At 35.5% G+C, this 15404-nt stretch carries 14 protein-coding genes and 4 pseudogenes; 14 read left to right on the forward strand and 4 right to left on the reverse strand.

Translation table 11 applies throughout. The annotated features are described in order from the left end of the window. Positions 1 to 124 precede the first annotated feature (124 nt). The 13 genes and pseudogenes from L3081_RS22510 to L3081_RS22575 all read left to right on the forward strand — a co-directional run bounded on the left by L3081_RS22510 (position 125) and on the right by L3081_RS22575 (position 12236). Positions 125 to 520 carry a hypothetical protein gene (locus tag L3081_RS22510; RefSeq protein ID WP_242288516.1) on the forward strand — a complete coding sequence of 132 codons (396 nt, stop codon included), beginning with the start codon at positions 125 to 127 and terminating at the stop codon, positions 518 to 520. Between the two features lie 258 nt (positions 521 to 778). Beyond that, positions 779 to 1360: a DUF2058 domain-containing protein gene (locus L3081_RS22520; RefSeq protein WP_476728559.1), complete on the forward strand. Its 582-nt coding sequence runs from the start codon at positions 779 to 781 to the stop codon at positions 1358 to 1360. Between the two features lie 200 nt (positions 1361 to 1560). Next, positions 1561 to 1698: a hypothetical protein gene (locus L3081_RS22525; protein ID WP_242288517.1), complete on the forward strand. Its 138-nt coding sequence runs from the start codon at positions 1561 to 1563 to the stop codon at positions 1696 to 1698. A gap of 259 nt (positions 1699 to 1957) precedes the next feature. Then, positions 1958 to 2534 (forward strand): annotated as a pseudogene (gene efpL, locus L3081_RS22530) (elongation factor P-like protein EfpL). Between the two features lie 252 nt (positions 2535 to 2786). Further along, positions 2787 to 3746, forward strand: coding sequence for a M14 family metallopeptidase (locus L3081_RS22535; protein WP_242288518.1), 960 nt, complete (start codon positions 2787 to 2789; stop codon positions 3744 to 3746). 334 nt (positions 3747 to 4080) lie between these two features. Next, positions 4081 to 4863 (forward strand): DUF3450 domain-containing protein, encoded by a 783-nt coding sequence (locus L3081_RS22540; protein WP_242288519.1) that lies wholly within the window; start codon positions 4081 to 4083, stop codon positions 4861 to 4863. 13 nt (positions 4864 to 4876) lie between these two features. After that, positions 4877 to 6296 (forward strand): annotated as a pseudogene (locus tag L3081_RS22545) (MotA/TolQ/ExbB proton channel family protein). A gap of 3 nt (positions 6297 to 6299) precedes the next feature. Then, positions 6300 to 6827 carry a MotA/TolQ/ExbB proton channel family protein gene (locus L3081_RS22550; RefSeq protein WP_242288520.1) on the forward strand — a complete coding sequence of 176 codons (528 nt, stop codon included), beginning with the start codon at positions 6300 to 6302 and terminating at the stop codon, positions 6825 to 6827. 99 nt (positions 6828 to 6926) lie between these two features. Further along, positions 6927 to 7337 (forward strand): ExbD/TolR family protein, encoded by a 411-nt coding sequence (locus L3081_RS22555; protein WP_242288521.1) that lies wholly within the window; start codon positions 6927 to 6929, stop codon positions 7335 to 7337. An 83-nt stretch (positions 7338 to 7420) separates the two neighbouring features. Beyond that, positions 7421 to 7988 (forward strand): annotated as a pseudogene (locus L3081_RS22560) (energy transducer TonB). Positions 7989 to 8025: 37 nt separating this feature from the next. Further along, positions 8026 to 9381, forward strand: coding sequence for a tetratricopeptide repeat protein (locus L3081_RS22565; protein WP_242288522.1), 1356 nt, complete (start codon positions 8026 to 8028; stop codon positions 9379 to 9381). Between the two features lie 369 nt (positions 9382 to 9750). Further along, positions 9751 to 11698 (forward strand): annotated as a pseudogene (acs, locus tag L3081_RS22570) (acetate--CoA ligase). 373 nt (positions 11699 to 12071) lie between these two features. Next, a complete protein-coding gene (locus tag L3081_RS22575; protein ID WP_242288523.1) occupies positions 12072 to 12236 on the forward strand; it encodes a hypothetical protein in 165 nt (54 codons plus the stop codon). A gap of 29 nt (positions 12237 to 12265) precedes the next feature. On the opposite strand, the gene L3081_RS22580 is transcribed toward L3081_RS22575, so the two are convergent. After that, positions 12266 to 12562, reverse strand: coding sequence for a DUF6172 family protein (locus tag L3081_RS22580; RefSeq protein WP_242288524.1), 297 nt, complete (start codon positions 12560 to 12562; stop codon positions 12266 to 12268). A gap of 172 nt (positions 12563 to 12734) precedes the next feature. Between L3081_RS22580 and L3081_RS22585 the strand changes: the two genes are divergently transcribed. Beyond that, a complete protein-coding gene (locus L3081_RS22585) occupies positions 12735 to 13298 on the forward strand; it encodes a hypothetical protein (RefSeq protein WP_242288525.1) in 564 nt (187 codons plus the stop codon). A gap of 224 nt (positions 13299 to 13522) precedes the next feature. On the opposite strand, the gene L3081_RS22590 is transcribed toward L3081_RS22585, so the two are convergent. From L3081_RS22590 to cysZ, 3 genes are all read right to left on the reverse strand, one after another. Next, a complete protein-coding gene (locus tag L3081_RS22590; protein ID WP_242288526.1) occupies positions 13523 to 13732 on the reverse strand; it encodes a DUF1289 domain-containing protein in 210 nt (69 codons plus the stop codon). A gap of 278 nt (positions 13733 to 14010) precedes the next feature. Next, on the reverse strand, positions 14011 to 14277 hold the full coding sequence (locus L3081_RS22595) for a hypothetical protein (protein ID WP_242288527.1): 267 nt from the start codon (positions 14275 to 14277) through the stop codon (positions 14011 to 14013). A 77-nt stretch (positions 14278 to 14354) separates the two neighbouring features. Further along, complete coding sequence (gene cysZ / locus L3081_RS22600) at positions 14355 to 15134, reverse strand: sulfate transporter CysZ (protein WP_242288528.1); 780 nt, start codon at positions 15132 to 15134, stop codon at positions 14355 to 14357. Positions 15135 to 15404: the final 270 nt, after the last annotated feature.

Here is a 15404-nt window from a genome sequence, read left to right on the forward strand (position 1 = left end):
AAGTGTATGTTTTTTAATCATAATTATCATGAATAAAAAAGTTTATTTTTATTTAGATTTTAAGGTTATTCGAATGTTATAATTCTGGATCAGTTATTAGTGTGTTTCGTTTTCGGAGTTTTAAGTGACAGAACCAGAATCAATGTCAAAACATGTACAAATTGGGGATTGGATTTTTGAAGTTAAAATGGTGAGGGCGTTAAAAGTTGCCGAGTATGGTCAGCCATATTCAGCTATTGCTAATTGCAATATTAACGGCGATGGCATGTATATTGATGGCTTATTAACTCAAGAAGGTCAAAATTTTACGCGTAACGACTTTAAGATTTTTAATGATTTTTGTTATAATATGGGTCTTAAACAATGCTCTTATCATCGATATCAAAATGGTGAATCGAGAACTAAAGATGTACTGATTACACCGCCTGAAAATACAAATACAAACACAAATACAAACACAAATACAAACACGAATACGAATGCTATCAAAAATGAACCACATATTCAGTTAGTTAAATAACACTTTTTTAATATAGAAAAAATTTATAAAGTGTTAGCTTTATTTTTATTGTTTAATCATAGATTAACCGTTTGAGTTAAGGGATTATTACAATAATTTCACTTCATTTACTATCTCTCTTTAACCAATATACCCTTAAACCAATCACACTAACTATTGTCAGTAGCTTATTCATTGTTATTTAGTGTTTGTCTCTTTAGTGTTTGTTGATAGAATAACGCCTCAGTAATAGTCATAAACAGCAGTGTTGTAACCGCTGTGTATCAACAAATATGGTTAAAAAATTATCATGGCATCACTTCAAGAACAATTACTAAAGGCCGGTTTAACAACCAAACAAAAGGCACGTCAAGCAAACTCAGATCAACGAAAAAAAATAAGCAAAAACGTAGTGGCGTCCGGCATGATGCGACATTACAAGAGCAAGTTAAACAAGACCTGGCAAAAGCTAAAATTGAAAAACAAGAAAAAGATAACGCGTTAAATGCGTTGAAAAAACAGCAATTAGCTGACAAAGAGCAAGTGTTACGTATTAAACAAATTTTAACACATCATCAAATAAAAAATGTTGGGGGAGATAATGACTATAATTATACCTTTGGTAGTAAAATCAAAAAATTATCGTTAGATCTTGCAACACATAAAGCATTAGTTAATGGTCGTTTGTCTTTATGTGGTCTCGACGATGTTACCTACCTTGTAACGCGAGAAACAGCGGACCAGTTAGCAGAATTAGATAAAAATGTTGTGTTAGTTCAAAACGATATGACGGCAGATGATTTTATTGATGAAGATGATCCTTATGCTGATTACCAAATTCCAGATGATCTAATGTGGTAGATGGTGTAGTAGATATTATTGAGATGATAAATAATTGCACAGCATTAATTGACATTAATAAAGGGGCTTATATCAATATCAATTAGGTGAATATTAATAATAATTGACGAATACTATTACTTTTGTAACTCGGTATGTAATAATACAACCCTAGCAACCAATATTGAGGGGGTTATATGGCCCACGAGGATAGAAGTAATATGTCAAAAGATACTGAGTTGAATGCTGATAATGGCATTAATGAACAAAAAAACACACAACAACAGTTAGCTGATGCGAACAATGAAATTGCTGAATTGAAGCTACAGATTGCATGGTTAGAACGTTCTTATGAGTAAGAAATTAACTTAAGAACACTTGTTTTTTGAAAAAGGCTAGTATATTTATTTATACTAGCCTTTTTTATTATTTACAATTTGATATCCTATTTTGTTATTTACGCACATGTAAATTGTGAAATTCATTTTGGATGGTTACATTTGTTGCGACATAAATTAACTTAATTAAACGATCCATTGCTTGCATTAGTGTTAATTCGTGGTATTTTCGTCGTTTATTTTTCAATGTTTCAATTAGGTATAATTAAAGGAGCTTCTCATGCCAAAGGCGAGTGAGATTAAAAAAAATGCTGCGATAGAGCACAATGGTAAAGTTTTAATTGTTCGAGATATAACACGCTCAGTACCGCAAGGTAGAGCCGGTGGAAGTTTATATCGTATGCGTTTATACGATGTTGTTACTGGCGGCAAGGTTGATGAAACATTCAAAGCTGAAGATATGTTGAATTTAGCCGATTTAAGCCGTCGCCCAAACAATGTTTTCATATATCGACGGTGAAGAGTATATTTTCATGGATAATGAAGATTACACGCCTTATAACTTAAACAAAGACAGTATCATTGACGAAGTGTTGTTCATCAACGAAGAAACTCAAGGGTTATCAGTGATTATTATTGATGATGTCCCTGTGGGTATTGATCTACCTGCGAGTGTTGATTTAGTTATTACGGAAACAGACCCGTCTATTAAAGGCGCATCGGCAAGTGCACGTACAAAACCAAGAACATTATCAACAGGTTTAGTTGTACAAGTACCTGAGCACATTTCCCAAGGCGATAAAATCAAAGTAAATACCAGTGAGCATAAATTTATGGGTCGTGCAGATTCTAAGTAACCTCTAAAGTAAATATGCTAAGCAAGTTAACCTTGTTTGGCCGATAACCATAACTAATACCAGTTTCATTAATTAAGTGATCTATTTTATACGTAGAAAAAATTGCCAAATACAAGGTGTTTATTTCAATAACTAGTTGTTCTAATTATTAAATAAATAACGAAGTGGTTGGTGATTTTGGCCAGTAGAAATGATCACATAGTTAGTGAGATCGGTATAAGCAAAAGACACCACAAAGTAAACAGGTAAAATATGACTAATAACCTTGAAAATTCAATTGGTACTTTCGGAAAAAAATGGAACCAAGCTGAAAAGCTAAAATGGTTTGAGCAGCAAACCATAAAACGCTCATACCAAAACGAGGTTATAAGTAAAATTATCCAGTTATCTGCCAATTTTGATATCGTTGAATATGGGGCTTTACCTGTTGATGAAAAACGGTATCCTTTATTTGCATTAAAAAGTAAGCATTGGCGAAGTGATAAAAAAACAGTACTTGTGACCGGAGGTGTACATGGTTATGAAACAAGTGGGGTACAAGGTGCGCTGCGTTTTTTAGAAAATGAAGCACTAACTAAGGCTAATAATCATAACCCTACCTACGGTGAATTATTTAACCTCATTGTTGTCCCTTGTGTTAGTCCATGGGGCTATGAAACGATTAATCGATGGAATCCTAAAGCGATAGATCCAAATCGTTCATTTTATGCTAATAGTTCGGCAGAAGAGTCGGCCAATTTAATGACCTTTATATCTTCTATTAATACCGAAATTATTGTCCATATTGATCTGCATGAAACCACAGATACGGACAACACAGTATTTAGGCCTGCACTTTCAGCACGTGATGCGATTGAGCAAAAAAATTGGAATATTCCAGACGGGTTTTATTTAGTTGGTGATACACTTAATCCTCAAGAGCATTTTCAAAGAGCAATCATTAAAGCAGTGGAAAAGGTTACTCATATTGCCCCGGCAGATGAAAGTGGCAAACTTATCGGGGTGCCATTAGCACAGTTTGGTGTCATTAATTATGCCGCTAAAGCGCTAGGGCTTTGTTCAGGACTAACGGATGCTAAGTTTGTGACAACTACCGAAGTTTATCCTGATAGCCCTAAGTCTGATGCTGAAAACTGTATACTTGCACAAGTTGCAGCAATAAAAGGGGCACTCGATTTCATCATTAGCAATGCTAATCACATTGCTCAATAATATTTCTATTATATATGTAGCCATGTATGTGCATGGCTAGAATCTCTTAGCTTGAATCCCTTGCTACTCTCTATAAGCCTGACGCAGCCATTAAAATTTGAGCTAATCAATATTTTAAATTGGGAATTCGTTATGTCGCATAACTTACGCCAAAAATTACACTATAACAGCGTTGATCTGGTTGATTTTAGAAAGTTCAAATAAATTCCATTAAGCAATATTTCATAAAAGTGAAACAATACTGAAATGTAAGCGTCATATTTTCATAACTTAAGTGTCACATTTACTCGTTAAACTTACCTCAATTATTTTATGACAAGAGATAGGTAAATCGATGAAATTATCACACCTTGCCAAAGCAAGCTTAATGCTTAGCCTTAGCGCTATTACTGTGCTAAATGCAAGTGCTAACCAAGATACACAACTTGAAGAAGTGGTTGCTGCAGGACAAAAAATTAATCAATCAGCGGCAAAATCACAGTTAAAAGTTAATAGTCTTACTGAACAAGTACAAACTAAATTACAGCAGTTTAATACTGTCACTAAAGAACTTGATGGTTTGAATGTATATAACCAAGAAATGCAAGCACAACTTGATAACCAAATTACCGAGCTTGCTCAACTGGCAAAGTCTATGGAAGAAGTGAGTGTTATTGAACGTCAAGTTTCTCCTTTAATGGCACGTATGATTTCCACATTAGAGAATTTTGTCAAACTTGATGTGCCATTCTTACCTCAAGAGCGTAGTAAACGATTAAATGATTTAAATACTATGATGGTACGTGCAGATATTTCTGTTGCAGAAAAGTTCCGTCGCGTATTAGAAGCTTATCAAGTAGAAGTCGATTACGGACGTACGATAGAAGCTTATAGCGGTCTTTTAACCCTAGAGGGGCAAGAGATGGATGTAGATTTTTTACGTGTGGGTCGGGTTAGTTTAATTTATCAAACACGTGATGGCAGCCAATTGGGTCAATGGAGTGAATCAACGAATCAATGGCAAACGCTGTCACAAGACTACCGTTTAGGTGTCAATAAAGCCCTTCGTATTGCGCGAAAACAATTAGCACCTGATTTGATCATGGTGCCACTGACCAACATCCAAGCCAAGTTATAGAAGAGTAATAATCATGATTATTTTAAATAAGGTTAAATCGTTAATAACGTTTAATCAACGCTGCAAACAAACACTTACAGCGCTAACATTCTCGCTTACGGTAGTAAGTAGCGTAAGCATGGCGCAACAAGCGACCAATTTAGATGATTTATTAAGTCAGCTTGAGCAAGGAAAAATTGCACAATCTAAACAAAACATATCACGCGAAGCTGAATTTAAAGCCAAGGTTAGCGAACAACAATCCTTACTCAACGATATAAAAAGTCAAAGAGATTCAGCGATTAAACTGAGTGCTACTCTAGAACAATCATTTGCTGAGAATGAAATTAAGTTAGCAAATAAAACCGATGCGCTAGATAATCGTTTAGGTGAATTAAAAGAGTTGTTTGGTGTGTTACAACAAGTGTCGGGCGACACGCAAAGTAAATTTCAAACTTCGGTAATATCAGCACAAATACCTAATCGCGGTGAATTTTTAAATGAGTTTGCTCAAAGTATGGGGTCAAGCAGCAAATTAGCCTCTATCGAGGAAATAGAACGTTTATGGTTTGAATTGCAACGAGAAATGACTCAAAGCGGAAAAATTCATACATTCAAGCGTGAAATAGTGCTAGCGAATGGTGAACGCCAAAACACTGATGTTACTCGTGTCGGTGGATTTAACTTAATAGCAAATGGAAAATATTTAGAATACATAGATGAAACAGGCACGGTAGCAGAATTAATTCGACAACCCCACTAACCGTTATTTATCTACTGTGGATGCCTTGATCTCAAGTAAAGAAACAACGGCTTTTGCATTAGATCCAACGGGCGGTTCAATATTAAGCCTACTCGTACAAGCGCCAGACACGCGTGAGCGGGTAGACCAAGGGGGCGTTGTTGGTTATATCATTTTAGGTATTGGCGCGGTTGGTTTACTTATTGCCTTGGTACGCTTCATTAGTTTAGTGTCGGTGGGCGCCAAAGTTAATCGCCAACTTAAATCTGATAAAGCCTCGGATGACAATCCTTTAGGTCGAGTGATGCAAGTAAAAGACAACAACCCAGGTATAGATATTGATACCTTAGAACTAAAGCTTTCAGAATCAATTTTACGAGAGTTACCCAAGCTTTCAAGTATGCTAACCCTAATTAAAATCATTTCAGTTGTTGCACCGCTTATTGGTTTGTTGGGAACAGTTACGGGCATGATTAATACTTTCCAAGCCATTACTTTGTTCGGAACAGGTGACCCCAAATTAATGGCAGGTGGTATTTCCCAAGCATTAGTTACAACAGTTTTGGGCTTAGTCGTTGCGATTCCAATGGTATTTCTATTCGCTTATTTAAATAGTCGCAGTAAAAATATTATAAATATTTTACAACAAGAGAGCACAGGCATAATTGCTCAGCGTTCTGAAAACGCGGCATTAGCAGGTCAAGGAGCATAAAACGTGATTGCCTTAGCCGAAATGTACGATGCAATAATTGAGTTTATGGATACTGGCGGCCAAGTGTTGACTGTGATCGGTTTTGTTATTTTCATCATGTGGTTAATGATTTTTGAACGCTTTGTTTTTATATCATTGAGCTATAAAACTGTTAAACAACATTTGATTAAAACATGGGAAAACAGAGCAGAGCATACTTCGTGGAACAGTGAGCAAATACGCACTGCGTTAATTTCGCGCGGTGCCACTAAACTTAATCGCAATATAGTACTGATTCAATCGCTTGTGGTGCTTTGTCCATTACTTGGTTTATTAGGAACCGTAACGGGCATGATTGAAGTTTTTGATGTTATGGCTATTTCAGGTAGTGGCAATGCCCGTTCAATGGCTTCAGGTGTATCACGGGCTACTATTCCGACAATGGCCGGTATGGTCGGGTCATTGTCTGGTGTATTTACCGTAGCTTGGATCAAACGAAATGCAAAAAAAGAAACAGAGTTATTAGCAGATAGCTTAATTGTTAAGCATTAAACCATGTATTAAACCTTGTAACCAAACGATGGTTAAAAGGTAAATATCCCTAATCATTTATTGATTAGGGATGTGGATTAAACAAAGTAGGAATAAAAAATGCGTCATTTAAATAAAATGCTACAAGCGCAAGAAGAAAAAGAAGAAATTGATATGACTCCCATGTTAGATGTGGTTTTTATCTTGCTCATTTTTTTCATTGTTACAGCTTCTTTTGTAAAAGAAGGCGGAATAGATGTTAATCGACCGGAAGCGGCAACAGCAGTGAAAAAAGAGCGTGCTAATATCCTAGTAGCTATCAGTGATAAAGGTGATATTTGGATCAACAAACGTAAAGTTGATATTAGAAGCGTACAAGCAAATATTGAACGATTAAAGGCTGAAAATCCACAAGGAACCGTTGTTATTCAAGCGGATAAAAAATCGACTACAGATACTCTAATCAAGGTCATGGATTCAGCGCGCGCTGCCGGTGTGTTTGATGTGTCTATTGCTGCGCAAGATGCATAGCGAAAATAGGAGGAGTTTACGTGTCTACAATTATAGTGCGTAGTGGTGTGCGTTATGTTATTCTTGGTGCCTTGGCGCTGAGCATGACTTTTATATTACTTTGGGGTATGCAGAAGCTTATTCCGGCGGTAATGATGTCATGAAGGAACCTATTAAAGGTAATGTTCTTGATTTTATTCGCTTGAAAAAAGATGAAACTGTTGTAAAAAAAGAACGCAAAGTACAAAAGCCGGCTAAACCGAAAGAACCCCCTCCACAGATGACAACGCCACCTATGCAGCAAAGTAATCCAAACGCGAATGCAGCCAAAAGTAGTTTTGTTGCGGATATTCAAGCAGATTCTGGATTATTTGGTGGTTTGAATTTAGATAGCAGTGATGGTGACTATTTACCTATTGTTAAAGTGGCAGCCGTTTATCCACGAAGAGCACAAGCCAGAGGAATTGAAGGTTTTGTCGTTGTTGAATTTACTGTGACTAAAACAGGAGCTGTAACAAATCCTATGGTTGTACATGCAGAGCCAGAAGGTGTATTTGATCGTGCTGCCCTTGATGCTGTGCTTAAGTTTAAATACAAACCTAGAGTTGTTGATGGTGTAGCAATGGCTGTTCCGGAGTACAAAATAAAATTAGTTTTGAAATAGACGGATAGTCTAACTTTAACAAATAAATAGTGAATGGGAGGAAATATGAAGATTACAAACACCCTATTATTGACGTCAACATTGAGTTTGCTTGTCCTATTTTCATCAAACAATGTGATGGCAAAAAGTAATAATCAAGTTGATACAGAACAAGCGAATACACAACAAGAACATAAAAATTACCGAACTAGCAAAAAAGTACCTGCGATGAGAAATCGTGTATACACTCAACTTGCTAGAGCACAAAAGCTTGGCGATGACGGAAATAAAGAGGAAGGCTTCGCCGTATTAAATGAGGTGGAGTCGCAACTGGATAATTTGAATGGTTACGAACAAGCCATGCTCTATAATTTTTATGGTTTTATGTATTATGCTAATGAAGATATTGATAATGCGATTGCAAGTTTCACAAAAGTAATCGCGAATGAAAGCGCTATTCCAGATAGTTTACTTATATCAACACGCTATTCACTTGCGCAATTGTCAATGCAGAAGCAAGACTATGCAAATGCATTATTGCATTTGCAAGCATGGCAAAAAGTGAACACAAAATCACTAACAGCTAATCAAGAAATGCTGTTTGCACAAATATATTATCAAGATAAGCAGTATGTCGATTGCTTGATGCATATAGAAAGTGCAATAAATGTTGCCAAAGCAGACAATAAACAACCTAAAGAAAACTGGCTTGTTTTACAACGTGCAACCCATTATGAATTGAATCAGCCCAAGCAAGTAACCAAAGTGATGGAACAATTAGTACGTTTATACAGTAAACCACAATATTGGATACAACTTGCGGGCATGTACGGCGAAATAGGTGATGAAGAAAAGCAAGTAGCAGTAATGGAAGCGGCTTATCAAGCGGGTTATATCACTAAATCAAATGATATCATGACACTTGCTCAATTATATCAATTCCATGGTGCTCCCTTTAAAGCGGCTAGTTTATTGAATGAAGCCATTGAACAGGGCACTGTTGTTGCGAAAGAGGATAGCTTAGCTTTATTATCTCGTGCTTACCTTAACGCTAAAGAGTCAAATAAGGCGATTAATGTTCTAAAGCAGTTATCGGCCATCTCAGATAGTGGAAAATATGATGCCTTATTAGCACAAACCTATTTAAATACTGAGCAATGGAAGTCAGCTATCGCCTCTGCGGATAAAGCAATTATGAAAAGTAAAGGCGAAACTAAACCAGAATACTTAGGTAATATGTATTTAGCTAAAGGCATGGCAAACTTTAATTTAAAAGATTTCTCTAAGTCGATAGACGCCTTTATTATTGCTGAAAATTTACCTAAAATTAAGAAAACAGCTCAACAATGGGTTAAATATGTTGAGCGAGAACAAGATGTTTTTGAAAGGCAACAACAACTTCGTTTAGCTATGCTTAACTAGTTTGAGTGTCGAAATATAATTTATTAGCGCCTTCGGGCGCTTTTTTAATGTTAATATTCAATATAATTAATATTTATTAACGTAATAACTCATTTTAAAATCTCCCCACCTAATCTAGCTAGCAATGCTAGTACTTTCTATGATACAAAGCCGTTATAGCGTATAAGTACATATAATTTTTGTCTCAGGTTTACAGTGTATTATACTACTAAAATAGTACTAAAGTAGTGGGCTGCTATTTTACTTTAAGACTAAAGGCGTATATAAAAACTCACGTAAAAAAATTAGCATTAACTCAATCTTACTTATTTAAATAAAGTAAAAAATATAATTATCATATTGGGTGGTTAACCCCAGAAGGAATAATCCATGAACGAATTAAAAACTTGTTATCCTGTTTCAGAAAAAGCTAAAGCGCATACTTATATTAATAGTGCAACTTATGATGCAATGTATAAGCAGTCTATCGAGCAGCCTGATGTTTTTTGGGGGGAGCAAGCTAAAGAATTTATTGATTGGTATCAACCTTGGGATAGTGTTAGTAAGGTCGATTTAAAAAACTCAGAAATAAACTGGTTTTCAGGCGCAAAACTTAATGTTAGCTATAACTGTATCGATCGTCATTTAGCGACTAAAGCTAATGATACGGCTATTATCTTTGAAGGTGATGATCCAAGCGATGATTTAAAAGTAACCTATCAAGAACTACATGATCATGTTTGTCGTTTTGCTAACCTACTTAAAGAACGTGGCGTTCAAAAAGGTGATCGTGTTTGTATTTACATGCCGATGATACCTGAGGTTGGTTATGCCATGTTAGCCTGTGCCCGTATTGGCGCAATTCATTCTGTTGTCTTTGGTGGTTTTTCAACTGAATCAATAAAAGCCCGTGTACTTGATGCTGAATGTAAAGTAATCATCACTGCTGATGAATCAGTACGTGGTGGAAAACATATTCCACTTAAATTGAACGTTGATGCTGCTGTAGCTGATTGCCCTGATGTGCACTCAGTGATTGTTGTTACTCGTACGGGTGGCGATGTTCCTTGGAACGATAAAGTAGATATTAACTACGCCGATGCAGTAGCAAATTTACCTACCGTTTGTGAGCCTGAAGTAATGGATGCGGAAGATCCCTTATTTATTTTATATACGTCTGGCTCTACAGGTACACCTAAAGGTGTTGTACATACTTGTGGTGGCTATATTTTATATGCAGCCATGACCCATAAATATGTATTTGATTACAGAGAAGGCGAAGTTTATTGGTGTACAGCAGATCTTTGGTTGGATCACGGGTCATTCTTATATTTTTTACGGCCCATTAGCTAATGGTGCTACAACATTAGTATTTGAAGGTGTACCTACGTATCCGGATGCAGGGCGTTTTTGGCAAGTATGTGAAAAGCATAAAGTTAATATTTTCTATACCGCGCCTACAGCTATTCGTGCATTAATGAGTGTGGGAAATGAACTGGTTGAAAAATCTGACCTGTCGTCATTACGCTTATTGGGTTCAGTAGGTGAGCCGATTAACCCTGAAGCATGGCATTGGTATTACGAAGTTGTTGGAAAGAGCAACTGTCCAATTGTTGACACATGGTGGCAAACAGAAACGGGTGGTATTTTAATTACGTCATTGCCTGGGGCTGTCGATATGAAACCAGGCTGTGCAGGTAAACCTTTCTTTGGTGTACAACCGGCATTATTTGATAAAGACGGTAATACTCTTGAAGGTGAAAACCAAGGGTTATTAGTCATGACAGCTAGTTGGCCAGGTCAATTACGTACAGTATATGGCGATCATAATCGTTTCTATCAAACCTATTTAGGTCAATATCCAGGTAATTACTTTACAGGTGATGGCGCGAAACGTGACGCAGATGGTTTCTACTGGATTACAGGTCGTGTTGATGATGTATTAAACGTATCAGGACACCGTTTAGGAACAGCTGAAATTGAAAGTGCACTAGTGCTTCATCCTGCGGTAGCTGAAGCTGCTGTAGTTGGTTATCCGCATGAAATTAAAGGTCAGGGCGTATATTGCTATGTTACCTTAATGGCGAATGCGGAAGAATCTGATGAACTAAACAAAGAGTTAAAAGAGTTTGTTGCCAAGGAATTAGGTCGTTTTGCTAAACCTGATTATTTACAATGGGCTCCAGGATTACCTAAAACACGTTCAGGCAAAATTATGCGTCGTATTTTACGTAAAATTGCTGAGAATGACGTAGATAGTTTAGGTGATACATCAACGCTTGCTGACCCTAGCGTTGTTGAAGACTTGATTGCAAAACGTATAATTCATGGAAGCTAGTTATATATAACGTATTAGTTATTGTCGTATCGGATAATTTTAAAATAAAAAAAGCGCTTGTTTAGCGCTTTTTTCTTTTTTAGCGTGTGTAATAGCAATCTCACTAACTAAGTGATCATTTCTACTTGCCAAAATCACCAACTACTTCGTTATTTATTTAATCATTAGAACAACTCGTTATTGAAATAAATGCATTGTATTTGGCAAATTTTTATACGTATAAAATAGATCACTTAATTAATGAAACGGGTATAAAATTAACTATTATTGACGATGATCAAAATAACATCAGAAATAATTCACTACACTTACTCTGTTGTGCCTTCAGTGTTAATTTATCTATTTTAATTTACTTATCTTAATGGAGTGACTCATGAACCGATGTGGAAAATGCCAACAATTCACCAGAACTCCTGAAAATCAAAAAGACATTTGTGGGGCTTGGGATCAGCCCACTATAGCTACCCGAGGAGCTTGTGAGTTTTATATTCCTAAAAAAGCAACAAAAAACTTAAGAAATAAAACGCAATCAACTTAGTAATAATACCAGTTTACAGCGAAATAAGATTATTCTTCTAAAGGCTTAACGGTTCTATTAGCCGGTTTAGCTAATATTTCCAAATAAAAGCTTTCCAATTCATGCTGAACCGCATCATCAATACTTTTATTGAGTGCTGATACGTGAACAACCGCTGCTGTTTCTTCATTGTGACCGTATTTACAATCAAAATCCCAAAAATCAGCACCTTCAGGCAATGGCTTATTTCTTTCTCTTTTCAGGTATTTTTTTACTTCGTGTTTAATTGAATCAATCAGTCTTGGGGTTTTAATTTTTTTATGTGTTAATAAAAATGTTTTTTTCATGGTGTGCCTTGAATAAGTACTTATATGTTTCTAATGATTAAGTGAATACGTTCACGAAATCGAATATTGTTAGTTAGTTTACCATAGCGCTAAGTTGCTTTTTACTTTATCTTGCTATGGAAGTAAAATATGTTTGAATTTTTACAAATATGCAATGTAAAAGGAAATTAATATGAACAAAATAAGTATATTTATGGTGTTAGTGTTAATGACTTTTTCCGCGGTTAGCCAAGCAGAGAAAGTATTAACTAGAGAATTAATTACATCGTTTCAAAAAATTTCAGAACAATGGGAGGCTTTAGAAGTTAATTTTCCTGAATTATCATCACTTGAAGATAGCGACTTAAATCAGCCTGATAAAATAATCGCTCAACTTAAAAACTCAAAAGCATATCCTCAAATTCAATCATTGTTAGCCCAATATGGTTTTTCAAATATTGAAGAATATTATGATGTAGCTATGCGTGTTATGGGCGGTTTGATGAACCATCAAATGAAAAGTATGCCGCAGGGCGTTGACATCGAATCTATGGCTCAAATGCTCAAACAAAATATCGCGCAAATGAAAGCAAGTAATGCCCCCAATGGAATGGTTGTTGAATTGGAAAAGCAACTAATGGATATGGAAAAAAACATGCAAAAAATGAAAGAAGCAATGCAAAGTGCAACTGCTGCGGATAAACAGTTTTTTGCAGAAAATGTGGAATGGGTTATGTCTGTATTAGGCGAACAGTAATGTTATTCGTTAAACTAGAGAGAGGCTATATTGCAACTGCTGTTGTTTGTTCTAATTATTAAATAAATATCGTTATAGTTGGTGATTTTAGCAAATAGAAATGCTCACAGAGTTAGTGAGATTGGTATAAGGTCGCTAATGTAGCTCCGTGGTGGTAATAAATATAATAGAATTGGTTTAACGAGGAAGTTAGTATAAATAGCCGCTATAGAAAGAAAGACTTGTTAAGCTGAGGAGTTAGTAATGGATTTACATTTTCTTTGGTTACAGCAAGCTAATATTTCTTTCTTTTGAGTTTCTGACTTATCTCGCCAACCGATAATTTCAGAGAGGTGACGGTAGCAACCTACACAAATGTCATTTTGATCCAAACAACAATTCCTTACACAAGGGCTGAGTTCTTTTTTATTTTCTTTTTTTGGACGAGTTGTCATACTTTAACCATGAACTAAACACATAACAATTTATCTCACAACGGATTACATATAAGCAATTAACGGATAAACTAGAGTATAGAAGAAACAGATTAGGCAACATAGTAATCTTTAATTAAATACTCTAACTAAATATATAGATGTTCATGTTTGGTTTAATGAAAATATAAACTATTTATTAAATTATTCTGGTGTTTTATCCACAAGAATATCAACTTGGCGTTTACTATTTTGCTGAGAAATGACAACTCGAATAGTTTTATTTTCATTTTTATAGGTTAACGTAAGGCGCTCTCGTTTTTTTCTTGAAAAATTGACTCACCGAAACTTTGATTATAAAAATCTATAATTTCATCTTTAGTAGAAGAGGTGAAATAATTTAAAACCGCAGGTATGTCATCAGTAAAATCTGCGAAAACCTGTGCATTAGCAACCATAGGAATTGAAATAGGGGTAACATTATCAACCGCAAGCGTTACCTTGCTTAAACTTAATAAAATAGCACAGGCTACTATGCCGTATTTATTTATTCGTGTTCTTTTCATTTAATCAATTCCTGTTGGTTTAAAGTCACTTAGCTAAATATATATTATTTTTATACATAGTGCGAGATAGTGATTGATTATAAATTACTACAATGAAACTCATCACGGTAATGATCAACCCAAAGGGCTGTAGCACCACAAATAGCGACCGGCATGATAATTAGATTAACAATGGGAATCATTGAAAATACGGCAACAGTAATGCCAAAGCTATAGCTCAAGCCTTGTTGCTGTTTTAGTGCTCGTTTCATCTCAGTAAATGGTACTTTATGATTGTCAAAAGGGTAATCCTTATATTGTACAGCCATCATCCAAGCAACAAATAAGAACCAAATAATTTGTCCCACAACAGGCAATATCCACAGTAAAATAAAAAAACCGATAGCACGTGGAATATAATAAGCGAGTTTCGTCCATTCTCTGGCTAAGGTTCTCGGAATATCCTTTACAATTTCTAACATGCTGCCGTTAGGTGAAAGTTCACCCACTAATAAGTTTTCTATTTTCTCAGATAACAAACCATTAAATGGTGCCGCTAACCAGTTTGCAGCCGTACTGAACAAAAATGAGAAAACAATCAGGATTGTAATAACGGCAATTGGCCATAAAATAGCATTAAGCCAATCTAACCAACTAGGTAGCCACGCCATTATCACGGTCATGTAATGTTCGAGTTCCTTAAATAAAAAATAGAATGCAAAGCTGAATAATAGTAAATTTATTAATAAAGGAATAAATACAAATCGACGGATCCCTTTTAATTTAATAAGCTCAAAACCTTTAAATAAATACCCCGCACCACTTTCAGCGAAAGGTGTATGCGAGGAACGAAAATTATTTTTTACAGAGTTAGACATGTATAAAAGTAACGCATTGATATTAATGGATTGATTATAGAGGTTGTTGAAACGTAATTACAATACTAACATGTTACAAAATGGCACTGTTTCTGTTAGAGTTTACTCTATATAATAAAAATCCCGACTTTCCCTTAAAGCATTTTAAAGACAGGCATAACAATGGAAGATAATTTCAGAAACGCATTAATTATTCTTAGCGGCGTTATTATTGCTGCTATTTTTATTCATGGTTTGTGGACCATTAGAAAACAAAAAAACCCTTATAAA

This window comes from Colwellia maritima, from assembly GCF_022669015.1.
Lineage (GTDB): Bacteria > Pseudomonadota > Gammaproteobacteria > Enterobacterales > Alteromonadaceae > Colwellia > Colwellia maritima.